The following is a 24,479-nucleotide window of genomic DNA, read 5'->3' on the forward strand; positions in this document are numbered from 1 at the left end:
CAACCGGGGAGGGATTTGCATGATTTCGTCGCATTCGCAGATCGTACGCCCGCGCTCGATGATCGCCTGGTTCGGTATGTACGCGGCCTGTTAGAGGCCCCTTCCGCCAGATTCGATCGGGTCACGAGTCCCGATCTCTCCACTTCCCAAGTCAAAATCAGCTGTGAGTGATGCCGGTCAGCCCTCCGTGGCGGACTTGCGTCCGTCGATGGAGCCGGCCTGCGCCGAAAGCGGCCGGATAATGTCATGACCTCTCTGTCAAAAAGGCCCGCGGCCATACGCGTGGTGCTGCCCTTCGTATTCCGGCACTGGCTGAAGCAGCCCGGACGCGGCCTGATCGTGGCCGGCGGCCTGCTGGGCGCAACCATCGCCGACTTGTTCATGCCGGTATTCTCCGGACATATGGTCGATGCGCTGACGCGCGGCTCGTCCGATCCCGACGCGCGCCGCGCGGCGCTGGTTGCGTTCGGCGCCATCGTGGCGCTCGGTGCGGCCTCCGTGGTGCTGAGGTTGATCGGTCTCCAGGCGATCGTCCCGTTCACGCTCAAGATCATGTCGGATGTCGCCCAGGAGGCTTTCACGCGCGTGCAGCGCTTCTCGACCGACTGGCACGCCAACTCCTTTGCCGGCTCCACGGTGCGCAAGGTCACCCGCGGCATGTGGGCGCTCGACCTGCTCAACGACACCATCCTGATGGCGTTGGCGCCGTCTCTGCTGGTGTTGATCGGCTCCATGGTCCTGATCGGCCTGCACTGGACGTCGCTCGGCGCGGTGATCGCGGTGGGCGCGCTTTTCTACGTCGCCATCACCGTGCTGTTCTCGACGCGCTACATCGCGCCGGCCGCGCGCGTCTCCAACGCCTGGGACACCAAGGTCGGCGGTACGCTGGCGGACGCGCTGACCTGCAACGCCGTGGTGAAATCCTTCGGCGCCGAAGCGCGCGAGGATACGCGGCTCGCCCGCGTCATCAACCGCTGGCGCGTGCGCGTGCGGCGGACCTGGTTTCGCTACAACTACACGGCCATGGCGCAGCTCTCGCTGCTGCTATGCCTGCGTGCGTCCGTGATCGGCGGCGCGGTGCTGCTGTGGATGTCCGGGCACGCCTCGCCCGGCGACGTCACCTATGTGCTGACGAGCTATTACGTCATCCACGCCTATCTGCGCGACGTCGGCATGCACATCAACAACCTCCAGCGCTCGGTCAACGACATGGACGAATTGGTGGCGATCCATGGCGAGCCGATCGGGATTGCCGATGCGGCCAGTGCGCGACCGATCGCGATCGAGGCCGGCGAGATCGTGTTCGACGACGTCACGTTCCACTATGGCGGACACCGCGCGCCACTGTATGACGGACTGTCGGTCACGATCCGCGCCGGCGAGCGCGTCGGCCTGGTCGGCCGCTCCGGTTCCGGCAAGACGACCTTCGTCAAGCTGGTGCAGCGGCTCTACGACGTCTCCGGTGGCCGCGTGCTGATCGACGGGCAGGACATCGCGCACGCTACGCAGCAATCGCTGCGCAGCCAGATCGCGATCGTGCAGCAGGAGCCGATCCTGTTCCACCGCACGCTTGCAGAGAACATCGCCTATGGCCGGCCCGGTGCCAGCCTGGAGGCCATCGAGCATGCGGCGCGGCTGGCGAATGCGCACGACTTTATCCTGCGCCTGCCGAAGGGCTACGGCACGCTGGTTGGCGAGCGCGGCGTGAAGCTGTCGGGCGGCGAGCGGCAGCGTGTGGCGCTGGCGCGCGCCTTCCTGGCGGACGCGCCGGTGCTGATCCTGGACGAGGCGACCTCGAGCCTCGATTCGGAATCGGAGGCGCTGATCCAGCAGGCGATGGAGCGGCTGATGAAGGGCCGCACCTCGATCGTGATCGCGCACCGGCTGTCGACGGTGCGCAGCCTCGATCGGATCCTGGTGTTCGACCGTGGCGAGATCGTCGAGCAAGGTAACCATGCCATGCTCGCGGGCAAGCCAGGGGGCATCTATCGCGGTCTGTTCGAGCGCCAGGTGGTGGAGCTCGGGCGTATCGCGGCGGCGGAATGAGAGGCGCGCGGCAGCGGGACGAAAGTCCCGCGGTCACGCCGTTAAGGATGGAATGAGATGAAGGACCTGACGCGCGGCTCCATCGTGAGCCACATCCTGAGCATGGCGCCTCCGATCGTGGTTGGCATGATCACGATCATGATCTGTCAGCTCGTCGATCTGTATTTCGTCTCGGGTCTGGGCGAGGCGGCGATCGCCGGCGTCGCGGCGGCCGGTAATGCGGGCTTTCTGGTCAATGCGCTGATGCAGGTGCTCGGCGTAGGCACGGTTGCGCTGATGGCGCACGCCGTGGGGCGGAAAGACCGCGACGACGCCAATCTGGTCTTCAACCAGTCGGTCGTCCTGTCGGTGCTGTTCGGGATCCTGACATTGGTCGCGGGCTTCGCGCTGTCGCGCCCCTACATGCGCGCGGTTGCAGCCGACGAAGCTACGGTCGAAGCCGGTACCGTTTATCTGCTCTGGTTCATGCCGGCGCTGGCGCTGCAATTCGCCACGCAAGTGATGGCATCCGCATTGCGGGCGACCGGTATCGTGCGGCCGAGCATGCTGGTGCAGGCGCTTGCCGTGGTCATCAACATCGCGCTGGCGCCGGTCCTGATCACGGGCTGGGGCACCGGACATGCGCTCGGTGTCGCCGGTGCCGGCCTTGCCAGCTCGATCGCCGTCTTCGTCGGCGTGCTGATGCTGCTCGGTTATTTCCTCAAGCTGGAGCGATACGTCGCGTTTCACCCCGAGCAATGGCGGCCGCAGCTGCGGCAGTGGAAGAGAATCCTCAATGTCGGCCTGCCCGCCGGCGGGGAATTTGCGATGATCTTCATCATCATGGCCGTGGGCTATTACGTGCTGAGCGTCTTTGGTCCAGCGGCGCAGGCGGGGTTTGGCATCGGGACGCGTCTCCTCGGGCTGATCCAGATGCCGGCGCTCGCCATCGCCCTTGCTGCAGGGCCCATCGCCGGCCAGAATTTCGGCGCCGGCAATGGCGCACGTGTGCGGGAGACCTTTGTCAAGGCGTCGCTTATCGCGACCGCCGTGATGATTGTCTTCATGATCCTCGCGCAGTTCGCGCCCGGTCTGTTGCTTGCCGGCTTCTCGAGGGATCAGGAGACGATGGCGGTTGCGTCGCTGTTTCTGCGCCTCGTCTCGCTCAACATGGTGGCGCAGGGGCTGATCTTTACCTGCTCCAGCATGTTTCAGGGGCTTGGCAACACCAAGCCGGTGTTGTGGACCTCGGCGACGCGGGTTCTCACCTATTCCCTGCCGTCGATCTGGCTCTCGACGTGGCCGGGCTTCCGGATGGAGCATGTCTGGTATTTGTCGATCGCGACGACCACGCTACAGGCCGCCCTGAGCGTGTGGCTGTTGCTCCGGGAGTTCAGAAAACGCCTTGCGCTGCCGGCACAGGAGAAGGTCACGAAGCCGGCAAATCCCGAGCCGGTTGTGCCTCCCATGCGCGAGCCCGCGTAGCAGATCGAACGGACGCGCGCTTGTCGCCCACCCACGGCTCCGGCTAGTTTGCCGCGCCGTGGGTGGGCCGCGAATCTGCAAGGGACAGCAATGACCGAGGTGTTGAACGAGCAGGGACGAGCGTCCTGGCACTCCGCGATCTGGGCGGCGCGCTACCGCACACCGGCCCGCTTCGTTGCGCTGGTCGCGTTGCTGCTGCCCTGGAGCACCACCGGCGTGACTTTTGCGCTCGTGCCCTGGCTGATCGCCTTTGCTTTCATCGACCTTCGCGAACTCCCGCGCTCGCTGCTGCGCCCGATCTGCCTGCTGCCGATCGCGCTGTTCGTGCTGGCACTCGTCGGCACGCTCTGGTCGGTTGCGCCCTGGGCCGAGCGGCTGCACGCGCTCGGGCCGCCGGCAAAACTGCTGGTGATCCCGCTGCTGATCTACCAGTTCGAGCGCTGGCCCTACGGCAAATGGGTTTTTGCGGCGTTCCTGGTCTCCTGGACGCTGCTCATGCTGTACTCCTTCACTGTCGCGATCGATCCCAGGCTCTCGCTAAAGCTCTATCTGTCGCGCGGGCCCTACCAGGTCGAGAGCGGGATTGCCGTGCGCAATTATATCGACCAGAGCCAGGAATTCGCGCTCTGTGCGATCGCGCTGGTGTACCCGATCGTGACGCTGGTCCAGCAGGGCCGCGTTCGGATCGCGGCGTTATTCGCCGTATTGGCGCTCGGCTTCCTCGCCAACATGATGTTCGTCGTGGTCTCGCGCACGGCGCTGGTGACGCTGCCGGTCCTGCTCGTGGTGTTTGCACTGCTGCATCTGCGCTGGCGGGCGGCGCTCGTCGCCGGCGCTGCGACGGCGTTGATCGCCGTGGCGCTCTGGGCCGTCTCGCCGCATCTGCGCGCGACCGTCGGCAAGTTCCAGAGCGATTATGAAAGGAGCCTGGAGGCCGACAACAATTCGATCAGCGGCATGGGCTCGCGTCTCGAATACTGGCGGAAGTCCTTCGGGTTCATCGCCGACGCGCCGCTGATCGGGCACGGCACCGGCTCGATCCGCGGTCTGTTCGCCAGCGTGGCCGCCAATCCGCACGACGACCCGCTGCGCGGCGAGATCGTCAGCAACCCGCACAATCAGACCCTCAGCAACGCCGTGCAGTGGGGCATCGTCGGCGTGCTGGTCCTCTACGCGCTGTGGATCGCGCACCTTCTGATGTTTCTCGGCGAGGGACTGGCCTGCTGGATCGGCATGCTGGTTGTGGTGCAGAACATGCTGTCCTCACTGCTCAACACGCATCTGTTCGATTTCACCTCGGGCTGGATCTACGTGCTCGGTGTCGGCGTCGCCGGCGGCATGGCGCTCGCCGCGAAGAGAGCATCGAGCTAGAGCGCGGCAATACTGTTCCATACGAGGGTGAGGCCCGACAGGAACAACAGGCCGAGCACGACGTCGCCAAAATGCTTGTCGTTCAGCGCGTGATAGACGCGGGCGCCGGCCCAGGCGCCGATCAGCGTGCCCGGGAAGGCGACCAGCGCGAGCCAGACCACCTTGAACTCGACGAGGCCCGACGCCGTCTGCAACATCAGCGCGGTCGCGAGCACGGTGAAATTGAAGAGCTGGAAGATGCCGCGCCGCTCGTGCTTGTTCCAGCCGCGGATATTGGCCCAGAGGATCGGCAGCGGCCCGGACAATCCGGCGAGGCCGCCGAGAATGCCGCCGGCAAAGCCGATCGCGCCGTCGGCAATGCGGCCACCGAACGTCACGGCGAGGGGCCTCTTGTTGAGATAGAGAGCGGTCGAAAAGATCAGGATCAGCACGCCGACGCTCAGCTTGAACACTTTTGGATCGGCGGAGGCGATCAGCATGGTGCCGAGCGGCACGCCGATCAGGCCCCCGATCAGGAACGGCCAGACCAGCGACAGGTCAAAACTCTTCCACATCGACGGCAGCGTCGAGGTCTGGGCGATCACCGAGCAGATCAGCACCAGGGGCATCGCGAGCGAGGGCGGCAGGACGTAGAGCCAGATGCCGAGCGCCATCAGCGCGGTCCCGAAGCCGGCCAGTCCCGAGACGAAGCCGCCGGCCAGCGCGCCGAACAGCAGCAGCGCATAAGTGAGCGTTTCCAACAGATTGTCCTTGTCGCAACGGACGATCCCGAACTGTTGATCGCCAACGCCCGCATAGCACGGCTGCGGCCGTGCAGGTCAATTCCAAAACCGCACGCAAGCGTGATCCCCAACCGCGGGCATTCGCCAAAGGCAGGCCTACATGATGACCATACTTCAATCCGGGGGCCTGCCCGACGCCATGATGCGCTTTCATTGGCCTTTCCCCGAACGAGATGATGGAGAACGACCATGACCCGCACGAAGATTGCCGTTGCAGCCGCGCTGCTGTCTGCGGCGGCCCTGATGCCGACGATGGCGCAGGCGCAGTTCTCCGAACCCGCGGCCTATCAGGCCGCCCATCCCGACCGCGATGTGCTGAACGGCGGCCAGCTCACGCCTGCGGCGCGCCAGGCTCGTGGCGAGACGGTGGCACCGAGCGAGGCCTATGCGGCCTATCCGTCAGGTGTGACGCCGGTCGTTCGCCCGCGCCACCGCCGTCACCACCAATAAGAAGAGTCTAGACGATCTGCCTTGTGTCGGCCGGCCTGTGCAGCGCGCCGACCAGGATGCGCAGCGCTTCCGTCAGCTCCGATCGATTGCGCGCGGCGCCGAGCGAGACGCGCGCGGCATGCGGCGGTGTTCCGTCCACAGTGAAAGCATCGCCGGCGACGACTGCAAGTCCATTCCGCAACAGATGCGCGGCGACGTCGGGGCGGCCCTCCGGCAGCCGCAGCCAGAGATGATGGGCGGCGGGCTTGGCCAGGAACTGAATGCCTTTCAGCGCGCGCTGCGCAATCTGCTGGCGGCCGATCGCCTCGTTGCGGATGGCGGCGATGATCCGATCGGCGATGCCGTTCTCGATCCAATGCGTCACCAGCGCGACCATCAGCGGCGCCGGCATCTGCACGGTGGCCTGCAAGCCGGCACGCATGTCGCGCTGCGCGGCGTTGTCGGGCGTCACGAGATAGGCGACGCGCAGCGCCGGCGCGATGCATTTCGACAGCGTGGTTGCGAGATAGGTCCGCTCCGGAATGAGGTTTGCGATCGGCGATGCCGAACGGTCGAGCAGCCCGTAGGCATCGTCCTCGATCAGCGCCGTATCGGAATCGCTGATGATCTTTGCGATGGCGTTGCGCCGTTCGGCGGAAAGCGTCGCGGTGGTCGGATTGTGCAGCGTCGGAATGAGATAGACGGCCTTCGGCCTGTGCGCGCGACAGGCCTTCGCCAGCGCATCGGGCAGGATGCCGCCGTCATCTATGGCAACACCGACGAGCTTGACGCCGAGCCGCGCCGCGGCGGCCTTGATGCCGGGGAAGGTGAGCGCTTCCGTCAGCACGACGTCGCCGGGCCGTGCGAAATGCGCGAGCAGGTTGAACAGGATCGTCTGCGTGCCGGGAAAGATCACGAGCCTGTCGGCGTGCGCGTGCGGAACCCGTGCACGCATCCAGCGGGCCGCGACCTCGCGCTCATGCGCGCTGCCGCCGGGCGGCTGGTAGTTGAGATGCGCCGTCAGGCCCGATTGCGCGCGGATGGCTTCCATCCCGGCAATGATCCGCTCATCGAGTTGCGCTTCGAGCGGATGCGGCGGCACGTTCATCGAGAGGTCGATCGCGACCGGATGCGGCAGGTCGACCGCGCGGCGCGCGCTGGTCTCGGATACGAATGAGCCTTGTCCGACACGGGCTTCCATGATGCCGCGGCGCCGCGCCTCGGTGTAGGCGCGCGTCACCGTGGTGAGGTCGATGCCGAGGGCCTTGGCCAGCGCGCGCTGTGTCGGCAGCTGCTGGCCGCGCACCAGCCGGCCCGCGGCGATGTCGGCCTCCATGGCCTCGACGATGCGCTGGTAGCGCGGCCCGCTCAGCTCCGAGATTGTAGGGGTCCAATCCATGCAATTTAGGCCCATATCCTTTGAATGTATGGATGCAAGATATTATTGTATGGATCAGCGAAAAGGAAGAGGTGCTGTCATGGCAACCGGTTCAGTCTCTCTCACGAAAGCGATGTGGCGCGGCTTCTTGGGCAAGTGCCCGAACTGCAGCGAAGGACACATGTTCGGCCGTTTCCTGAAAGTGGCCGACAGCTGCGACCATTGCGGCGAGGAGCTGTTTCACCAGCGCGCCGATGACTTCCCGGCTTATCTGGTGATGGTCGTGGTTGGTCACCTCGTCGTACCGGCGATCCTCGCGGTCGAGACGGCTTACGCGCCGGCGGTCTGGCTGCAACTGGCCGTGTGGCTGCCCGTGACGCTGTTCGCTTCGCTCGCGCTGCTGCAGCCGACCAAGGGCGCCATCGTCGGCCTGCAATGGCAGATCGGCATGCATGGTTTTGAGGCGGGCAAGCTGCGGCGCGAGGCGGTTGCGCCCGTCCTCGTGAAGGCGAACACCCGCGCGGCCTGAGAGGCCGCAGCGTTTACATCGCGCGCGCGGCCGCTACACTCCATCGTACAAACAAGAACGATGGAAACGCCGATGGCCGCACGCGCGAAGACTTTTCTGCTCTGTCATGGTGCATGGTCCGGCGGATGGGCCTGGAAGAAGATGCATCCGCTGATGGCGCAGGCCGGCCACCGCCTGGTGGCGCCGACCTACACCGGCCTCGGCGAGCGCGCGCATCTGGCCAGTCCCGCGATCGATCTGGATACGCACATCCAGGACATCCTCAACGTCATCAAGTTCGAGGACCTCGACGACATCGTGCTGCTCGGCCACAGCTATGGCGGCATGGTCGCGACCGGTGTTGCCGACCGCGCGCGCGAGCGCGTCACGCAACTGATCTATCTCGACGCCTTCGTGCCGCGTGACGGCCAGTCGCTGTTCGATCTCAATGAGGGCGGCCGCGAGCCGATGCGCAAGGCGACTGCCGCGGGCGACGGCTACCGCATCCCGCCGAATCCACCGCCGCCGGATACGCCGCAGGCCGATCTCGACTGGCTCAATGCGCGCCGCATCAACATGCCGATCAAATGTTTCGAGACGAGGCTCAAGCTCGAGCATGGCGAGCCGGCGATGCCGCGCAGCTACATCTATTGCAAGCGCATTCCGCCGGGCGATGTGTTCGGGCAGTTCGCGAAGCGCACGAAGAACGAGGAGGGCTGGCGCTATTTCGAGCTCGATGCGAGTCATGCGCCGAACGTGACGGCGCCCGAGGCTTTGATGGGCGTGTTGAACGAGATTGTCGCTTAGTTCGCAGCCGTCATTCCGGGGCTCGCGAAGCGAGAGCCCGGAATCCATCAGGCGGCAGAGTCGGTGGATGAATGGATTCCGGGCTCGTGCTGCGCACGCCCCGGAATGACAGCCGGGTCAAAATGGTGAGGGGCTCGATGCGGTCAGCATCGAACCCCTCGTTGCAAGATATCAGCCGGCCTGTAAGCCGGGTTCTGTAAGGCACCGTCCGCTTGCGCGAACGATACGTGACGGCCATTCCTCTGGGACCATGTTTGCACATGGCCTCGAGCAACCTACCCGGACGGCGGGCCTGACATCGCCCCGCGGCGTTATCGCTTGCGCGAACAGCCCGCTACGCCGTCCCTATTCGGTTTTGCTCCCGGTGGGGTTTACCATGCCGGCTCCGTTGCCGGAGCCGCGGTGCGCTCTTACCGCACCTTTTCACCCTTACCTGCCTACGCAGCTTGCGCTGCTACGGCACGGCAGGCCCGAGGGCTTGCCGCGCCAGAGCCCCGAAGGGGCGTCGGCGGGCGGTTCGTTCTCTGTGGCACTTTCCCTGGGGTTGCCCCCGCCGGACGTTATCCGGCACCGTATGTCAAGGGAGCCCGGACTTTCCTCCCCGGCGGCCTTTCGGCACCTGCCGGAGCGGCCGTCCGGCCGACTGACCGGCTACGCATGGGGCATTTGTGACGGTTCCGTCAAGCAGAGATCGCCGCGCACGCCGGCTGCGAATAATTTATCCTGAACATGTCGTTGGGCGTGGGCCCGGTTCGACTGGATGCCGGCAATCCAGCCGAGCAACAGGAGTTAAGCGATGCAGTATTTGCTGCTGATCTACCGGAACGAAGCTCAACAGAGCAAGATGGACCCCGCGGATTACCAGAAGCTGTTGGCGGAGTATTCCGCCTACACCCAGTCCATCGTCCAGAGCGGCAACTTCAAGGCCGGCGACGGGCTCCAGCCGACCTCGACTGCGACCACCGTTCGCGTTCGCGACGGCAAGGTACTCGCGACCGATGGTCCGTTCGCCGAGACCCGCGAGCAACTCGGCGGCTATTATCTCGTCGAGGCGAGAGACCTCGACGCAGCGATCGCGATGGCCGCGCGGATTCCCGGAGCCAGGGACGGCTCGATCGAAGTCAGGCCCGTGATGATCTACAAATGATCTCGTCCCCTGATATCGAATAATTATCCCGAGGATGTCGTTTGATGTTGGCCCCGTTCGACTGGATGTCGGCAATCAGGCCGAACAACAGGAGTAAGCCATGCAGTACCTACTGCTGATCTACCGGAACGAAGCGAAAATGATCAACATGTCCCCCGCGGACCGTCAGGCGCTGTCGGCGGAGTACGGCACTTACACGCAGTCCATCGTCCAGAGCGGCCATTTCAAGGCCGGCGACGGGCTTCAGCCGACCACGACGGCGACCACCGTGCGCGTGCGCGAGGGCAAGACCCTGACGACCGACGGTCCCTTCGCGGAGACTCGCGAGCAGCTCGCCGGCTACTATCTGGTCGAGGCCAAGGATCTGGACACCGCCGTCGGACTGGCTGCTCGGATTCCCGAGGCCAAAGAGGGATCCATCGAAGTCAGGCCGGTCATGATCTACAAGTGATCTGTCCTGCCGACATCGCTCGGATTTTTCGCGACGAGGCGGGGCGGGTGCTTGCCACGCTGATCCGCCTCGTCGGCGATTTCGATCTCGCCGAGGACGCGCTCCAGGATGCCTTCGCGGTCGCGCTGGAGCGCTGGTCGGCGGGCGAGGTGCCCGATAATCCGCGCGCCTGGCTGGTCAATGTCGGTCGCAACAAGGCGATCGATCGCATCCGGCGGCAGGCCGTGTTCCGCGGCAAGCAGCGGGCGCTCGTGCATGAGCTCGAGTTCAACGCGCAGGCGCGCGACGAGCCGCCAGCAACGCTCGATGACGATATGCTGCGGCTGATCTTCACGTGCTGCCATCCAGCCTTCGCCATCGAGGTCCAGGTCGCGCTGACGCTGCGCACCGTCTGCGGGCTGTCCATGGCGCAGGTCGCGCGCGCCTTTCTCGTCGGCGAGGATGCGATGGCGCAGCGCCTCGTCCGCGCCAAGCAGAAGATCAGGCTCGCCGGCATTCCTTATGAAGTGCCCGAGCACGCCGCGCTTGCGCCGCGGCTCAACGGCGTGCTCGCCGTGATCTATCTCGTCTTCACCGAAGGCTATGTTGCGACCTCGGGTGCGGATTTGATGCGGCCCGATCTCGCGGTCGAAGCGATCAGGCTCGGCCGGTTGCTCGACCGGCTGATGCCGGATCGCGCCGGGATCAAAGGCCTGCTCGCCTTGATGTTACTGCACGATGCGCGCCGTGCCGGGCGCGAGACCACAGCCGGCGACGTCGTTCTGCTGGAAGAGCAGGATCGTTCGCTCTGGAATTGTGTGCAGATCGAGGAAGGTCTGCGTCTCGTGGACGACGCGCTCCGCGTGCCTGGCCGCCCGCAGCCCTATGCTGTGCAGGCCGCGATCGCCGCGCTGCATGCCCGTGCGCCGAGCTACGAGCAGACCGACTGGCCGCAGATCGCTGGCCTCTACGAAGTGCTCTTGCGCATCAATCCGTCGCCGGTGATCGAGCTTAACCATGCCGCCGCAGTCTCGATGGTCGACGGCCCGGCGCGCGCGCTCGATCTCGTCGACGCGATCACCGCGCGCGGCGGGCTTGGCGGCTACGAGCTGTTGCCCGCGGTGCGCGCGGATCTGTTGCGACGGCTTGGGCGCAAGGGCGAAGCGCGCGAGGCGTATGTCGCCGCGACGGCGGCGACGCAGCTGGAGCCGTTGCGGCGGCTCTATGCGCGACGGATGCGGGAGATGGAGTAGTTGCTAGATACTCCGTCATTGCGAGGAGCGTAGCGACGAAGCAATCCAGACTCTTTCCACGGAGGCAGTCTGGATTGCTTCGCTGCGCTCGCAATGACCGGAGTGTGTGGCTTGCGCCGTTACTTCGCCGCGACCGCCGTTGCATCCGCCGGCAGGCTCGCGAGCAACGCCTGCAATGTCGACAGCGTCGAGTGATCCGCGACACCATCGAGCCGCGCGGGGCGGAAATGGCGCTGGAAGGCGGTGACGACTTCCATCGTCGCGGCGTCGTATTTGCCGGTCAGCGGCACGCCGTAGCCGTATCGGGCGAGCGCCTGCTGCAGGCTCAGCACCTCGTCGCTGATGGTGCCGAGCATCAGGCTCTCGCCGCGCACGACCGGCGCGGGCGTCACCCAGTGTCCGACGCCGGAATTGGCCAGCGAATGCCACGGAAATTTCTCGCCGGGATCCTTCTTGCGCGCCGGCGCGACGTCGGAATGGCCGAGCACCCGGTGCGCGGCGACGTTGCGGCGAAGCATGATGCCGCGGCACAACGTGATCACGGCGGCGATCTGGCGCGACGGATATTCCGGATAGCCCCAGTCATGGCCGCGATTGATGATCTCGATGCCGATCGAGCAGGAGTTGATGTCGTCCTCGCCGGCCCAGGACGAGACGCCCGCGTGCCAGGCGCGCTTGGCCTCGGGCACGCATTGCACGATGCGGCCGTCCTCCAGCACGACGTAATGCGCCGACACTTCGGTGCCCGCCGTGCACAGCCGCGCCAGCGCGCCCTCGACGTCGGGCATGCCGGTGTAGTGCAGCAGGATCATATCCGGCTGCCGTCCCTTGTTGCGGTCGCCATGGTTCGGCGAAGGGATGATGTCGGAGACGATCGAGGAATCCGGCTCGAACGTCCGCGTGTTCGCCGCGGCCTTGGGAACCGGAAGAACGCGTTGACGTTTCGAATCAGATCCAGACGGCGTGGAAGGACCGGACGACATAGACAGCTCAAGTCGGACAGAGAGTGGGCCAAGCCCTTCTCTTTACTATTCCTTTACCCTCCGCCGCGCGCAATCGCGCGGCGCGGTTAATGGATGCATTTTGGCGCATGTGTGTGGATGGAGCATCACCGACGCGTCACCTTTTCGACTTGTAACAAGCCGATCAACGCTTTCTTAACGCTAAGGGCCGTTACTGAGGATTGAAGAGCCGACCCGCGTCCGGAGGCGGCCAAAGCGTATTTTGGCTCGAAATCCCATGGCTGCCCGACAAATTCCACTGGGAACACTGGGTTTGCGGCCCGGGATGACCGGGCTCGGTAACCATGCTGGACGAGGGTTGGGTCGTGGAACCGCCGCGACGCGGAATTATTCGAGGCGTTATGGACTCGCTCGTCCCAGATCTCGCATGGACGCTCTGCGGGTGTGGCGCATGAGCTCGGTTCCGCACATCCCCGTTCTTGGCCGCGAGGCGGTCGATCATCTCGCGCCGCGCGCGGGCGGTATCTATGTCGACGCCACCTTCGGCGCCGGCGGCTACAGCCGCGCCATTCTCGACGTGCCGGGAACCCGGCTGATTGCGATCGATCGCGACCGCACGGCGATCGCCGGCGGGGCTGAGCTCGTCGAACGCTCCGCGGGCCGGTTGACGTTGGTCGAGGATCGCTTCTCCAATCTCGCCGAGGTCTGTGCGGCGCAAGGCGTCGATGCCGTCGACGGCGTCGTGATGGATGTCGGGGTCTCCTCGATGCAGCTCGACCAGGCCGGCCGCGGCTTCTCCTTCCGTCTCGACGGCCCGCTCGACATGCGGATGGGGCAGGCGGGGCCGACGGCGGCCGACATTGTCGCGCGCGCCTCGGAAAGCGATCTCGCCGACATCATCTATCTCTTTGGTGAGGAGCGGCAGTCGCGCCGCATCGCCCGCGCCATCGTCGCCGACCGGCAGGAGACGCCGTTCACGACAACGCGCGCGCTCGCCGATCTCGTCGGCCGGGTCGTGCGCTCGAAACCCGGCGATATTCATCCGGCGACGCGAACGTTCCAGGCCCTGCGCATCTTCGTCAACGAAGAGCTCGAGGAACTCCAGACCGCGCTCGCTGCGGCCGAGCGCGTGCTCAGGCCGGACGGCCGCCTCGTGGTGGTCTCGTTCCATTCGCTGGAAGACCGCATCGTCAAGAATTTCCTCTCCGAGCGTAGCAAGACAGGCGGCGGTTCGCGGCATCTGCCGGAAGTGGCGCAAACCGCGCCGAGCTTCCAACTGCTGACCCGGCGGCCGGTGATCGCGGGTGAGGAGGAAGTCGCGCATAATCCGCGCGCGCGTTCCGCAAAGCTGCGCGCCGCTGAACGTACCGATGCGCCCGCGCACGACGACGGCGAGACCTCGTCCTGGCCAAAGCTCTCCGACGTGATGAGGGGCGGCTAGCGCATGCGCTTCATCCACCTCCTCGTCATCGGCGCGCTGATCTTCGCGGCGGCCTATGTCTACCGGATCAAGATGGACTCCACGGCGCGCACCGAAAAGGTGCTGCGGCTGCATGCGGAGATCCGCGAGCAGCGCGATGCAATCGCGGCGCTGCGCTCCGAATGGGCCAAGCTCGATGCGCCCTTGCGTCTGCAGGGCCTTTCCGACCGGCATCTGCCGCTCAAGCCGGTCAACGGCACGCAATATGACTCGCTGAAGAACCTGCCGGAGCGTCCGCCGCGGATGTTCAGGCCGGGCGAGCCGGATCCGATCGGGGCCATGCTCAACACCATCGAAGCCGCGAGCGATCCGGATACGGTGACGGGCTCCGTTCCTCAGCCCGAGGACAAGCAATGAGCGCTGTGACCCCGGCCAAGCCAACTCAAAAGCCGCCCGAGCCCTGGCGGCAGCGGCTGATCCGCAGCCTGCTCTACGGGCGCAACGTTGACCGCGCCGCGAAGGCGCGCGCGCGCGTTGGCCTCGCGATGATCGCCTTTACCTCGGTCTACGTCCTGATCGGCGGCCGGCTTGTGATGTTCGCGATCGGTGCCGACGCCCACAGCGCGCGCCGTGCTGCCGCGCAAGAGGTGGTCGCGACCGCGCGGCCCGACATCGTCGACCGCAACGGCGCGATCCTGGCAACCGACGTCAAGGCCGCGAGCCTGTTCGGCGAGCCGCGCCGCATCATCGACAAGGACGAGGCGATCGAGCTTCTCACCGCAACTGTGCCGGACCTCGATGAAGCCGAGGTGCGCGAGCGCCTGTCGTCGCGAAAGGGCTTCGTCTGGCTCAAGCGCGAGATCACGCCGAAGCAGCAGCAGGACATCCACAAGCTCGGCATTCCCGGCATCGGCTTCCTGCGCGAGAACAAGCGCGTCTATCCGACCGGCAACGAGGTCGCCCACCTCATCGGTCTCGTCAACATCGACAACCAGGGCATCGCCGGCATGGAGAAGTGGCTCGACAATCAAGGTCTCGCCGATCTCCACCGCGCAGGCTTTGCCACCGACCGGCTGCAGAAGCCGATCGAGCTGTCGGTCGATCTGCGCGTCGAGCACGCGCTGCGCGACGAGCTCTTGAAGGCCAAGGAGAAGTACCACACCAAGGCCGCCTCCGGCATCGTCTCGAATGTCAAGACCGGCGAGATCGTGGCGATGGTCTCGCTTCCGGATTTCGATCCCAACAATCCGAAGGAAGCGCACGACCCCGACCGCATCAACCGCCTGACCACGGGCGTCTACGAGATGGGCTCGACCTTCAAGGCCTTCACGCTGGCGATGGCGCTCGATTCCGGAAAGATCAATTTGAACTCGTCGTGGGATGCACGCGGAAACCTGCACTACGGCAAGTTCACCATCCACGACAGTCATTCGCTCGGACGTTTCATCAACACCAAAGAAGTGTTTTATTACTCCTCCAACATCGGCGCTGCGCGGATCGCGCTCGGCCAGGGTGTCGAGGCGCACAAGGCGTTCCTTGCCAAGATGGGCCAGTTGACGCGGCTGCGCACCGAGCTGCCGGAGAGCGCAGCTCCGCTGGTGCCGCGCCGCTGGAGCGAGCTGAACACGGTCACCATCGCGTTCGGCCAGGGTCTGTCGGTGGCGCCGCTCCAGGCGGTGATGGGCATCAACGCGCTGATGAACGGTGGCTATTTGATTCCGCCGACCTTCATGAAGCGAAGCGAAGCTGAAGCGGCGGCGATGGCCAAGCGCGTGATCAAGCAAGAGACCAGCGACAAGATGCGGTATCTGATGCGGCTCAATGCGGAGGTCGGGTCGGCGAGACAGGCAGACGTCAAGGGCTATTATGTCGGCGGCAAGACCGGCACGTCCGAGAAAGTCATCAATGGCCGCTACGCCAAGAAGCGGGTTCTCAACTCCTTCACGGCGATCATGCCCTCCGACAATCCAAAGTATCAGATCCTGATCATGCTGGACGAGCCGCAGGCGCTGCCCGAAACGCATGGTTTCATCACCTCGGGCTGGAACGCAGTGCCGACCGGCGGCAAGGTGATCGAGCGGATCGCGCCGCTTCTGGGCATCGAGCCACGGTTTGACCTGCCGCCGTCCGACCGCCTTATTCTTGCAGCATCCAGGACAACCCAGTAATCAACGGGGGTGGGCCGTCGCCGCTGCTGAGTCGGGGCTTTTCCGAAGATCCGGCTTTCCGGACGGCATGTCGACTGGAAGACCATGAAGCTGCGCGACCTCCTAGGTCAGGACATTCCAGGCAATGATGCCGCAATCGAGCCCGCTGTCGCGGCGCTCGATGTGACCGGCGTTGCGCTCGACAGCCGTGTGGTCAAGCCCGGCGATCTCTTCTTCGCCCTCGCGGGCAGCAAGACCGACGGCGCGCGCTTCGTCGATGCCGCGATTGCAGCAGGCGCGGTGGCGATCGTCGGCGACCATGCACCTGATGGCAGCAAGGTGCCGTTCGTTACCGTGGCCAATCCGCGCCGCGCGCTGGCGCTGGCCGCGGCCAAATTCTTCCCCGCACAGCCGGCGACCATCGCGGCGGTGACCGGCACCAGCGGCAAGACCTCGGTCGCCGCGTTCGCGCGCCAGATCTGGGAGCGACTGGGGCATGCCTCCGCCAGCATCGGCACCATCGGTCTCGTCTCGCCCAGGCGCACCGTCTACGGTTCGCTGACGACGCCGGATCCGATCGCGCTGCACCGGCAGCTCGATGAGATCGCGCGCGAAGGCGTGACGCATCTCGCCTTCGAGGCGTCCTCGCACGGGCTCGACCAGTACCGCCTCGACGGTGTCCGTGTCTCCGCCGGCGGCTTCACCAATCTCTCGCGCGACCACATGGATTACCATCCAACCGTCGCGCATTATCTCGCAGCAAAACTCCGCCTGTTCCGCGAACTGGTCCCGGCGGATGGGGCGGCGGTGATCTCCGCCGATCATGATTGCTCGGCGGAAGCAATCAATGCTGCCAGGTCGCACGGCCTGCGCGTGCTGGCGGTCGGCCGCAACGGCGACGGGGCAGGCGAGGGCATTCGTCTCGCCGCGGCGGAGGTCGAAGGTTTTTCGCAAGTCCTTGCCGTCGAACATCGCGGCAAGCGTTATGCGGTCCGGCTGCCGCTGGCCGGCGAATTCCAGATCGAGAACGCGCTGGTGTCAGCCGGCCTTGCCATCGGCACCGGCAGCGATCCGGCCAACGTGTTTGCGAGCCTCGAACATCTCGAAGGCGCCAAGGGTCGGCTCGAGCGCGTCGGCGAGCGCAACGGTGCGCCGATCTTCGTCGACTACGCCCACAAGCCCGACGCGTTGGAGAAGGCGTTGCAGGCTTTGCGGCCTTACGCAAAACGCCGGCTGGTCGTCGTGTTCGGCGCCGGCGGCGACCGCGATGCCGGCAAGCGCCCGATCATGGGCGAGATCGCGGCCGAAAACGCCGACCGCGTCATCATCACCGACGACAATCCGCGCAGCGAGAAGCCGGAAGCCATTCGCGCCGAAATCCTCGCGACTGCAAAAGGTGCCCGCGAAATCGGCGACCGTGCCGCGGCGATCCGCACCGCGATCGAGGAGTTGGAAGACGGCGATGCGCTGCTCGTCGCCGGCAAGGGCCACGAGACCGGACAGATCGTCGGCGGCGAGGTGCTGCCCTTCAGTGATCACGAGGCGGTCGCCGCCGCATTAGCGTCGAGGGATGCATGAGCGCGCCAATATGGACGGTTGCCGAAGTGGCGCGTGCGCTGGGCGCTGCGGGATCATTTCCGGACACGCCGATCGACTTCGTCACCCAGGACAGCCGCCTGGTGAAGCCGGGCTGCCTGTTCGTCGCGCTCAGCGGCACGCCGAGCGGCGGCTTCATCTCGGCCTTCGCCAGCGCGCGCGACGGCTGGGAGTTCGCCGACAAGGCGGAAGCTTCGGGCGCGGTCGCGATGATCGTGCCGCACGAGATCGCCGGCATCCGCATTCCCCAGATCGTCGTCAAGGACACGCTGATCGACGGTCTCTGGGGCCTCGCACGTGCCGCACGCGCCCGTTTCAACGGACCGGTGATCGGGCTCACCGGCAGCGCGGGCAAGACCAGCACCAAGGAATTCCTCGCGGCCTACCCCGGCGCCTATGCGAGCCCGTCGAGCTTCAACAATTTCTGGGGCGTGCCGCTGACGCTGTGCAACGCCAGGCCCGATGCCAGCCTCTGGGTCGTCGAGATGGGCATGAACCAGACCGGCGAGATCGCGCGGCTCAGCGAGCTGACGCGGCCGACCGTTGCGCTCGTCGTCAACGTTCAGCCGGTGCATCTGGAAAAGCTCGGCTCGCTCGAAGCCATCAGGCGCGAGAAGGTGTCGATCGCGCTCGGCCTGCCCGAGGATGGCGTGCTGGTGCTGCCTGCCGGGATCAAGGCGCCGGACTGGAAGGGCAAGGTCGTACGCTTCGGCGAGAAAGCCGAGGTGCACGAGGTCGCGCACGCGCCGCATGGCGAGAGCTGGCAGGTCGTGGCTGCGCTCGGCAAGAAGGAGATCGCCTTCAGCCTGACGCCGGGCGCACCGCACCGCGTGCAGAATGCGCTTGCGGCGCTCGCCTCGATCCGCGCCGCGAACCTCGATGCGGCGACGCTTGCGATCAAGCTCGACCGGGTCGGCATCATGACCGGCCGCGGCGTCGAGCAGGCGATTGGCGGCGTCACCGTGATCGACGACAGTTTCAACGGCAATCCGGCCAGCGTGGCTGCTGCACTGCAAAGCCTCCAGGCGCGCAACGTGACCGGCGGCCGTCGCATTGCGGTGCTCGGCGACATGCTGGAACTGGGCGATGACGCACCAAGCTACCATACGGCCCTCGCCAAGCATCTCGACGGCATCGACGGCGTTTACTGCGTAGGTCCCTTGATGCGCCATCTCTACGAGGTGTTGCCGGCGGGCAAGGGCCTGGGCTGGCACGACGACCCCGTCACGCTGAAGCCGGGCGAGGTCGCAAATCTGCTGAGGGCAGGCGATGTCGTGGTTGTCAAGGGCAGCAAGAAGATGTTCTGGGTCAACAAGTTTGTGCCGGGCCTAGTGGCCGCCTTGCAGGCAAAGGCGTAAACTGCTTGGAAGGCGCTGTTCCCGAATCCCACCCTTTGCGGCGCGAAGCCGTCCGTTTTCCCAGAGGTCGCCCGACCCATGAAGAAGACCCGCGAATGCGCGTGAGGCAAGTCAAGGCCAACACCAGGGCCGCGTGCAAAGGCGCCATAGGACCGTCTGAATGTTTTACTGGCTGATCGAGCTCTCCAACACATTTCCCGGCTTCGGTGCCGTTCGCACCTTCCTGAACGTCTTCCGCTACATCACCTTCCGCACCGGCGGCGCCGTCGTCACCGGCGCGCTGTTCGTGTTCCTGTTCGGGCCCTGGATCATCGACCATCTGCGCATCCGTCAGGGCAAGGGCCAGCCGATCCGGACCGACGGACCGCAATCGCATCTCGCCAAGAAAGGCACGCCCACCATGGGCGGGCTGATGATCCTGTCCGGCCTCACGGTTGGCACCGTGCTGTGGGCCAATCCGCTCAACCCCTATGTCTGGATCGTGCTGGCGGTGACGCTCGGCTTCGGCTTCGTCGGCTTCTATGACGATTACCTCAAGGTGACCAAGCAGACCACGACGGGCTTCGGCAGCAAGCTGCGCCTGCTGATCGAGGCCGCCATCGCGTTGGTCGCCTGCTATGCGCTGGTGCGGTTGAACCGCGATCCCGCGTCGACCGCGCTGACGATTCCCTTCCTCAAGGACACCGTGCTGCATTTCGGCTGGTTCTTCGTCGTGTTCGGCGCCTTCGTCATCGTCGGCGCCGGCAATGCGGTGAACCTCACCGACGGTCTCGACGGCCTCGCCATCGTGCCCGTGATGATCGCGACCGCGAGCTTTGCGATGATCGCCTATCTCGCCGGCAACGCGGTGTTCGCCGACTACCTCCAGATCAAATATGTCGCCGGCACCGGCGAGCTCGCGGTGCTCTGCGGCGCGCTGCTGGGCGCCGGTCTCGGGTTCCTCTGGTTCAACGCGCCGCCGGCCTCGATCTTCATGGGCGACACCGGCTCGCTCGCGCTCGGCGGCATGCTCGGCGCAATCGCGGTCGCGGTGAAGCACGAGATCGTGCTCGCGGTGATCGGCGGCCTGTTCGTGCTGGAAGCGGTTTCCGTCATCGTGCAGGTGGTGTCGTTCAAGCTCACCGGCAAACGCATCTTCCGGATGGCGCCGATCCATCACCATTTCGAGCAGCTCGGCTGGACTGAGCCGCAGATCGTGATCCGGTTCTGGATCATCTCGGTGATGCTGGCGCTCGCCGGTCTGTCGACGCTGAAGCTGCGGTGATCGATCGATGATCCCGGTCACATCCTTCGCCGGCAAGACGGTCGCGGTGTTCGGCCTCGGCGGCTCGGGGCTTGCGTCCTGTCACGCGTTGAAAGCGGGCGGCGCCGAGGTGATTGCCGCCGACGACAATGCCGAGAACGTCGCCAAGGCCGCGCAAGCGGGTTTCATCACCGCCGATTTGCGCAATGTCTCCTGGGTGAATTTCGCGGCGCTGGTGCTCGCGCCCGGCGTGCCGCTCACCCATCCCGTGCCGCACTGGAGCGTGCTGAAGGCGCGCGAGGCGGGCGTCGAGGTGATCGGCGATATCGAGCTGTTCTGCCGCGAGCGGCGGCGGCACGCGCCGAACGCGCCATTCGTCGCGATCACCGGCACCAACGGCAAGTCGACCACGACGGCGCTGATTGCGCATCTCACAAAGGTCGCCGGCTACGACACCCAGATGGGCGGCAATATCGGCACCGCGATCCTGTCGCTGGAGCCGCCGCGTACGGGCCGCGTCCACGTCATCGAGATGTCGTCCTACCAGATCGACCTCACGCCATCGCTCGATCCCTCCGTCGGCATTTTGCTCAATGTCAGCGAGGACCATATCGACCGTCACGGCACCATCGCGCATTACGCTGCGGTGAAGGAGCGTCTCGTCGCCGGCGTGCAGGCCGGCGGCACCGCGATCGTCGGCGCCGACGATGGCTTCTGCCGCGACATCGCCGACCGGCTCGACCGCGCCGGCAAGAACGTGGTGCGGATCTCCGTCAAGAATCCGCTGGCCTCCGGCATCCATGTCGAGCACGGCACCATCGTGCGCACCGCGGGCGGCGCGCGGAGCGAGGTCGCAAAGCTCGGCGGCATCGGCTCGCTGCGCGGCCAGCACAACGCGCAGAACGCGGCCTGCGCCGCCGCCGCCGCGCTCGCGATGGGCATCAGCCTCGATGTGCTGCAGAACGGCCTGCGCAGCTTTCCGGGCCTCGCGCATCGCATGGAGCAGGTCGGCCGTCGCGGCAACGTGCTGTTCGTCAACGACTCCAAGGGCACCAATGCGGATGCCACCGCGCATGCGCTGTCGTCCTTTTCGGAAATCTTCTGGATCGCCGGCGGCAAGCCCAAGGCCGGCGGCATCACTGGCCTGACCGGCTTCTTCCCGCGCATCCGCAAGGCCTATCTGATCGGCGAGGCCGCGCAGGAGTTTTCGGGAACGCTGGGCACGCAGGTCGCGCACGAGATCAGCCAGACGCTGGACATCGCCGTCGAGCACGCCGCGCGCGATGCCGAAGCCTCGGGCCTCGCGGATGCAGTGGTGCTGCTGTCACCCGCCTGCGCGTCCTTCGACCAGTACCGCAACTTCGAGATCCGCGGCACCAAGTTCCGCGAACTGGTTCAGGCGCTGCCGGGTGTGAAGCCGGTGGTGTAGGGCGCGGCTACTCCTTGCTCCGCTGTCGTCGCCCGGCTTGACCGGGCGACCCAGTATCCCAGAGGCGGTGCTTGAGCCGGGAGGCCACGGCGTACTGGATGCCCCGGTCAAGCTGGGGCATGACGAGCACGTGAGGTCGGCGCTCGCTCCTATCTCCAAACATCCGCATTTCCTTAACCCCCCGGTAACCAACCTCGGCGACCAATGGACCGACCTCTGTCCGAAAGCGGCCGCCCATGCTCTCCCGTGAAGAACGCACCCCCTTTTCCGAGTGGTGGTGGACCGTCGACAAGCCGCTGATGGGCGCCATCCTGGCGCTGATGCTCACCGGCGTGATCCTGTCGCTGGCGGCGAGCCCGCCGGTTGCGACCCGCATCGGGCTCGATCCGTTCCACTTCTTCAGCCGGCACGTGATGTTCCTGGCGCCCTCCTGCCTGGTGCTGCTCGGGGTGTCCTTCCTGACGCCGCGCGCGATCCGCCGCTCGGCCCTGATCATCTTCGCGGCCAGCATCATCCTGATCGTGCTGACGCTCGCGATCGGCCCCGAAGTGAAGGGCTCGCGGCGCTGGATCACGCTGCTCGGCGTCAACATCCAGGCCTCCGAAGTTGCAAAGCCGTCGTTCGTCGTCATCGCTGCCTGGCTGTTCGCGGAATCGACCAGGCGGCCCGAGATGCCGGCGACCTCGATGGCGCTGGTGCTGCTCTTGATGCTGGTCTCGCTGCTGGTGATGGAGCCGGACTTCGGCCAAACCATGCTGATCCTGATGGTGTGGGGCTCGCTGTTCTTCATCGCGGGCATGCGCATGATCTGGGTGTTCGGCCTGGCGGGCGCCGCCGCGGCCGGTCTGTTCAGCGCTTATCTGTTCGTCCCGCACGTCGCCGGCCGCATCAAGCGTTTCATGAATCCGGCTTCCGGCGACACCTTCCAGGTCGATACCGCCATGGAAGCCTTCTACAACGGTGGATGGTTCGGGCTCGGGCCGGGCGAGGGCATCGCCAAGCGCAGCCTGCCGGACAGCCACACCGACTTCGTGTTCGCGGTTGCCGCCGAGGAGTTCGGCATCATCCTGTGCCTTGCGATGCTGGCGCTGTTCGCCTTCGTCGTGATCCGCACGCTGTCGCGCGCCTACGCCAATGAGGACATGTTCTCGCGCTTCGCCGCATCCGGCCTTGCGATCCTGTTCGGCGTGCAGGCCGCGATCAACATGTCGGTCAACCTCCAGCTCATCCCCGCCAAGGGCATGACGCTCCCGTTCATCTCTTATGGTGGCTCCTCGATCGTGTCGCTGGCCTATGGTGTCGGCATGATGCTGGCCCTGACGCGGCTGCGCCCGCGCACCGAAGTCGAGGCAAGCGGCCACGCCGAGGCGATGCGCAGCTACGCGTGACCACTCTCGTGTCCCGGACAAGCTCCGCGAAGCGGCGCGCAGAGCCGGGACCCAGAATGCCGCACCAATGGGCCCCGGTTCAGCAGCGCACCACGCCGCGAAGTGCAGCGTACTGCGCTACGCCCGGGGCACGAGCACGGCTCGCAATAGGCGCTTTTTCCCTGTAAATACCGCTACCATGGACACTTCCCCCCTGATTCTTCTCGCCGCGGGCGGCACTGGCGGCCATTTGTTTCCGGCCGAGGCGCTCGGTGTCGAGCTGATCCGGCGCGGCTTTCGCGTCCGCCTCGTCACGGACGAGCGGGCGCTGCGCTATAGCGGGCTGTTCAGCAAGGACATGATCGACGTCGTCTCGAGCGAGACCGCGCGTGGCCGCAATCCGTTGCAGCTCGCCTATGCCGGCCTCACGCTCGCCGCCGGCACGCTGTCCGCCTACGGCCTGATCAGGCGATTGAAGCCCGTCGCCGTCGTCGGCTTCGGCGGCTATCCGACGCTGCCGCCGTTGGTCGCTGCGAAATTTGCGGGCGTGCCCAGCATCATTCACGACGCCAATGCGGTGCTCGGCCGCGCCAACCGGTTCCTGGCGAGCCGCGTCCGCGCCATCGCGACGTCGTTGCCCGGCGTGCTCGACCGCGATCCGGCGCTGGCAGGCAAGACCACGACCGTGGGCACGCCGATGCGTCCGGCGATCCTCGCCGCAGCCGCCGTACCCTATGTCGCGCCTGAAGCGAACGGACCGCTGCGCCTGCTCGTCGTCGGCGGCAGCCAGGGTGCGCGCATCATGGCCGACGTCGTCCCCGGTGCGATCGAGCGCCTTGAGCCTGCGCTATGGAGCCGGCTCGTCCTGACCCAGCAGGTGCGCGACGAAGACATGGCGCGCGTGCGCGCGGTCTACGACAAGCTCAAGATCAATGCCGAGCTCGCGCCGTTCTTCACCGATCTGCCGGCGCGGCTCGCCTCCAACCATCTGGTGGTGTCGCGTTCAGGCGCCGGCACGGTCGCCGAACTCGCCGCGATCGGACGGCCCTCGATCCTGGTGCCGCTACCCGGCTCGATCGACCAGGACCAGTTCGCCAATGCCGGCGTGCTGGCCAAGGTCGACGGCGCGATCCGTATCCCGCAGACCGAGTTTACCTCCGACCGGCTAGCCGCCGAGATCTCCGCCTTCGCCGCCGAGCCCGCGCGTCTTGCCTCCATGGCCGCAGCCGCGAAGAGGGCGGGGCGGCTCGATGCGGCCGAACGGTTGGCCGATCTGGTGGTCAAAGTCGCGGGAATCTGACGCGAAAAAGCCCTTGTCTTGGCCTTCCAAAGCGGGGCATCC

General features: G+C 65.9%; 21 protein-coding genes and 1 other RNA gene. 18 read left to right on the top strand and 4 right to left on the bottom strand.

All coding sequences use genetic code 11. The features are described 5' to 3' along the window. Positions 1-246 precede the first annotated feature (246 nt). From HAP41_RS11880 to HAP41_RS11890, 3 genes are all read left to right on the top strand, one after another. On the top strand, positions 247-2,046 hold the full coding sequence (locus HAP41_RS11880) for an ABC transporter ATP-binding protein (RefSeq protein WP_166101979.1): 1,800 nt from the start codon (positions 247-249) through the stop codon (positions 2,044-2,046). Positions 2,047-2,103: 57 nt separating this feature from the next. Further along, entirely contained in the window at positions 2,104-3,510 is a 1,407-nt protein-coding gene (locus HAP41_RS11885; RefSeq protein WP_166101976.1) for an MATE family efflux transporter, read from the top strand. A 90-nt stretch (positions 3,511-3,600) separates the two neighbouring features. Beyond that, a complete protein-coding gene (locus HAP41_RS11890; protein ID WP_166101970.1) occupies positions 3,601-4,881 on the top strand; it encodes an O-antigen ligase family protein in 1,281 nt (426 codons plus the stop codon). On the opposite strand, the gene HAP41_RS11895 is transcribed toward HAP41_RS11890, so the two are convergent. Further along, positions 4,878-5,621 (bottom strand): sulfite exporter TauE/SafE family protein, encoded by a 744-nt coding sequence (locus tag HAP41_RS11895; protein ID WP_166101963.1) that lies wholly within the window; start codon positions 5,619-5,621, stop codon positions 4,878-4,880. The two genes, HAP41_RS11890 and HAP41_RS11895, sit on opposite strands and share 4 nt — an antisense overlap. Before the next feature lie 231 nt (positions 5,622-5,852). On the opposite strand from HAP41_RS11895, the gene HAP41_RS11900 reads away from it, so the two are divergent. Further along, complete coding sequence (locus tag HAP41_RS11900) at positions 5,853-6,113, top strand: hypothetical protein (RefSeq protein ID WP_166101958.1); 261 nt, start codon at positions 5,853-5,855, stop codon at positions 6,111-6,113. A 7-nt stretch (positions 6,114-6,120) separates the two neighbouring features. Here HAP41_RS11900 and HAP41_RS11905 read toward each other — a convergent pair whose 3' ends face one another. Further along, positions 6,121-7,491 (bottom strand): aminotransferase-like domain-containing protein, encoded by a 1,371-nt coding sequence (locus HAP41_RS11905; RefSeq protein ID WP_166101955.1) that lies wholly within the window; start codon positions 7,489-7,491, stop codon positions 6,121-6,123. Between the two features lie 79 nt (positions 7,492-7,570). On the opposite strand from HAP41_RS11905, the gene HAP41_RS11910 reads away from it, so the two are divergent. Beyond that, positions 7,571-7,999, top strand: a complete 429-nt coding sequence (locus HAP41_RS11910) for a DUF983 domain-containing protein (RefSeq protein ID WP_248577195.1) — start codon at positions 7,571-7,573, stop codon at positions 7,997-7,999. Between the two features lie 72 nt (positions 8,000-8,071). Next, entirely contained in the window at positions 8,072-8,785 is a 714-nt protein-coding gene (locus HAP41_RS11915; RefSeq protein ID WP_166101946.1) for an alpha/beta fold hydrolase, read from the top strand. 167 nt (positions 8,786-8,952) lie between these two features. Here the strand turns inward: HAP41_RS11915 and rnpB are convergent. Next, an RNA gene (gene rnpB, locus HAP41_RS11920) (RNase P RNA component class A) lies at positions 8,953-9,432 on the bottom strand. A 149-nt stretch (positions 9,433-9,581) separates the two neighbouring features. Between rnpB and HAP41_RS11925 the strand changes: the two genes are divergently transcribed. The 3 genes from HAP41_RS11925 (at position 9,582) to HAP41_RS11935 (ending at position 11,615) form a co-directional block, all read left to right on the top strand. Continuing rightward, entirely contained in the window at positions 9,582-9,932 is a 351-nt protein-coding gene (locus HAP41_RS11925; protein ID WP_063981532.1) for a YciI family protein, read from the top strand. 100 nt (positions 9,933-10,032) lie between these two features. After that, a complete protein-coding gene (locus tag HAP41_RS11930) occupies positions 10,033-10,383 on the top strand; it encodes a YciI family protein (protein ID WP_063981533.1) in 351 nt (116 codons plus the stop codon). Then, a complete protein-coding gene (locus HAP41_RS11935) occupies positions 10,380-11,615 on the top strand; it encodes an RNA polymerase sigma factor (protein WP_414643373.1) in 1,236 nt (411 codons plus the stop codon). The genes HAP41_RS11930 and HAP41_RS11935 overlap by 4 nt, the downstream gene beginning before the upstream one ends. Before the next feature lie 119 nt (positions 11,616-11,734). Here the strand turns inward: HAP41_RS11935 and HAP41_RS11940 are convergent, their stop codons facing one another. Then, entirely contained in the window at positions 11,735-12,598 is an 864-nt protein-coding gene (locus HAP41_RS11940) for an N-acetylmuramoyl-L-alanine amidase (protein WP_175618141.1), read from the bottom strand. A gap of 430 nt (positions 12,599-13,028) precedes the next feature. Here HAP41_RS11940 and rsmH point away from each other — a divergent pair, with 430 nt between their 5' ends. The 9 genes from rsmH to murG all read left to right on the top strand — a co-directional run bounded on the left by rsmH (position 13,029) and on the right by murG (position 24,437). Further along, a complete protein-coding gene (gene rsmH / locus HAP41_RS11945; RefSeq protein ID WP_085399272.1) occupies positions 13,029-14,018 on the top strand; it encodes a 16S rRNA (cytosine(1402)-N(4))-methyltransferase RsmH in 990 nt (329 codons plus the stop codon). Positions 14,019-14,021: 3 nt separating this feature from the next. Then, on the top strand, positions 14,022-14,414 hold the full coding sequence (gene ftsL / locus HAP41_RS11950; protein WP_014492951.1) for a cell division protein FtsL: 393 nt from the start codon (positions 14,022-14,024) through the stop codon (positions 14,412-14,414). Continuing rightward, positions 14,411-16,165 (top strand): peptidoglycan D,D-transpeptidase FtsI family protein, encoded by a 1,755-nt coding sequence (locus tag HAP41_RS11955; RefSeq protein ID WP_166101940.1) that lies wholly within the window; start codon positions 14,411-14,413, stop codon positions 16,163-16,165. The genes ftsL and HAP41_RS11955 overlap by 4 nt, the downstream gene beginning before the upstream one ends. Positions 16,166-16,249: 84 nt before the next feature. Next, positions 16,250-17,722 (top strand): UDP-N-acetylmuramoyl-L-alanyl-D-glutamate--2,6-diaminopimelate ligase, encoded by a 1,473-nt coding sequence (locus HAP41_RS11960; protein ID WP_166101937.1) that lies wholly within the window; start codon positions 16,250-16,252, stop codon positions 17,720-17,722. Next, a complete protein-coding gene (locus HAP41_RS11965; RefSeq protein ID WP_166101933.1) occupies positions 17,719-19,098 on the top strand; it encodes a UDP-N-acetylmuramoyl-tripeptide--D-alanyl-D-alanine ligase in 1,380 nt (459 codons plus the stop codon). Before HAP41_RS11960 ends, HAP41_RS11965 begins: the two co-directional genes overlap by 4 nt. A 160-nt stretch (positions 19,099-19,258) precedes the next feature. Further along, complete coding sequence (mraY, locus tag HAP41_RS11970) at positions 19,259-20,362, top strand: phospho-N-acetylmuramoyl-pentapeptide-transferase (RefSeq protein ID WP_014492955.1); 1,104 nt, start codon at positions 19,259-19,261, stop codon at positions 20,360-20,362. Between the two features lie 7 nt (positions 20,363-20,369). Continuing rightward, positions 20,370-21,770: a UDP-N-acetylmuramoyl-L-alanine--D-glutamate ligase gene (murD, locus tag HAP41_RS11975; RefSeq protein ID WP_166101929.1), complete on the top strand. Its 1,401-nt coding sequence runs from the start codon at positions 20,370-20,372 to the stop codon at positions 21,768-21,770. A 236-nt stretch (positions 21,771-22,006) separates the two neighbouring features. Further along, a complete protein-coding gene (gene ftsW, locus HAP41_RS11980) occupies positions 22,007-23,158 on the top strand; it encodes a putative lipid II flippase FtsW (protein ID WP_063981538.1) in 1,152 nt (383 codons plus the stop codon). Positions 23,159-23,336: 178 nt separating this feature from the next. Beyond that, on the top strand, positions 23,337-24,437 hold the full coding sequence (murG, locus tag HAP41_RS11985; RefSeq protein WP_166101926.1) for an undecaprenyldiphospho-muramoylpentapeptide beta-N-acetylglucosaminyltransferase: 1,101 nt from the start codon (positions 23,337-23,339) through the stop codon (positions 24,435-24,437). The last annotated feature ends 42 nt before the right edge of the window (positions 24,438-24,479 follow it).

Source organism: Bradyrhizobium barranii subsp. apii (assembly GCF_011516635.5).
Taxonomy (GTDB): Bacteria; Pseudomonadota; Alphaproteobacteria; order Rhizobiales; family Xanthobacteraceae; genus Bradyrhizobium; species Bradyrhizobium barranii.

What these genes read in the sequence shown, in the direction of transcription:
- HAP41_RS11880 (WP_166101979.1), top strand. Translation starts at nt 247, where the DNA reads ATGACCTCTCTGTCAAAAAGGCCCGCGGCCATACGCGTGGTGCTGCCC.
- HAP41_RS11885 (WP_166101976.1), top strand. Translation starts at nt 2,104, where the DNA reads ATGAAGGACCTGACGCGCGGCTCCATCGTGAGCCACATCCTGAGCATG.
- HAP41_RS11890 (WP_166101970.1), top strand. Translation starts at nt 3,601, where the DNA reads ATGACCGAGGTGTTGAACGAGCAGGGACGAGCGTCCTGGCACTCCGCG.
- HAP41_RS11900 (WP_166101958.1), top strand. Translation starts at nt 5,853, where the DNA reads ATGACCCGCACGAAGATTGCCGTTGCAGCCGCGCTGCTGTCTGCGGCG.
- HAP41_RS11905 (WP_166101955.1), bottom strand. Translation starts at nt 7,491, where the DNA reads ATGGATTGGACCCCTACAATCTCGGAGCTGAGCGGGCCGCGCTACCAG.
- HAP41_RS11910 (WP_248577195.1), top strand. Translation starts at nt 7,571, where the DNA reads ATGGCAACCGGTTCAGTCTCTCTCACGAAAGCGATGTGGCGCGGCTTC.
- HAP41_RS11915 (WP_166101946.1), top strand. Translation starts at nt 8,072, where the DNA reads ATGGCCGCACGCGCGAAGACTTTTCTGCTCTGTCATGGTGCATGGTCC.
- HAP41_RS11925 (WP_063981532.1), top strand. Translation starts at nt 9,582, where the DNA reads ATGCAGTATTTGCTGCTGATCTACCGGAACGAAGCTCAACAGAGCAAG.
- HAP41_RS11930 (WP_063981533.1), top strand. Translation starts at nt 10,033, where the DNA reads ATGCAGTACCTACTGCTGATCTACCGGAACGAAGCGAAAATGATCAAC.
- HAP41_RS11940 (WP_175618141.1), bottom strand. Translation starts at nt 12,598, where the DNA reads ATGTCGTCCGGTCCTTCCACGCCGTCTGGATCTGATTCGAAACGTCAA.
- rsmH (WP_085399272.1), top strand. Translation starts at nt 13,029, where the DNA reads ATGAGCTCGGTTCCGCACATCCCCGTTCTTGGCCGCGAGGCGGTCGAT.
- ftsL (WP_014492951.1), top strand. Translation starts at nt 14,022, where the DNA reads ATGCGCTTCATCCACCTCCTCGTCATCGGCGCGCTGATCTTCGCGGCG.
- HAP41_RS11955 (WP_166101940.1), top strand. Translation starts at nt 14,411, where the DNA reads ATGAGCGCTGTGACCCCGGCCAAGCCAACTCAAAAGCCGCCCGAGCCC.
- HAP41_RS11960 (WP_166101937.1), top strand. Translation starts at nt 16,250, where the DNA reads ATGAAGCTGCGCGACCTCCTAGGTCAGGACATTCCAGGCAATGATGCC.
- HAP41_RS11965 (WP_166101933.1), top strand. Translation starts at nt 17,719, where the DNA reads ATGAGCGCGCCAATATGGACGGTTGCCGAAGTGGCGCGTGCGCTGGGC.
- mraY (WP_014492955.1), top strand. Translation starts at nt 19,259, where the DNA reads ATGTTTTACTGGCTGATCGAGCTCTCCAACACATTTCCCGGCTTCGGT.
- murD (WP_166101929.1), top strand. Translation starts at nt 20,370, where the DNA reads ATGATCCCGGTCACATCCTTCGCCGGCAAGACGGTCGCGGTGTTCGGC.
- ftsW (WP_063981538.1), top strand. Translation starts at nt 22,007, where the DNA reads ATGCTCTCCCGTGAAGAACGCACCCCCTTTTCCGAGTGGTGGTGGACC.
- murG (WP_166101926.1), top strand. Translation starts at nt 23,337, where the DNA reads ATGGACACTTCCCCCCTGATTCTTCTCGCCGCGGGCGGCACTGGCGGC.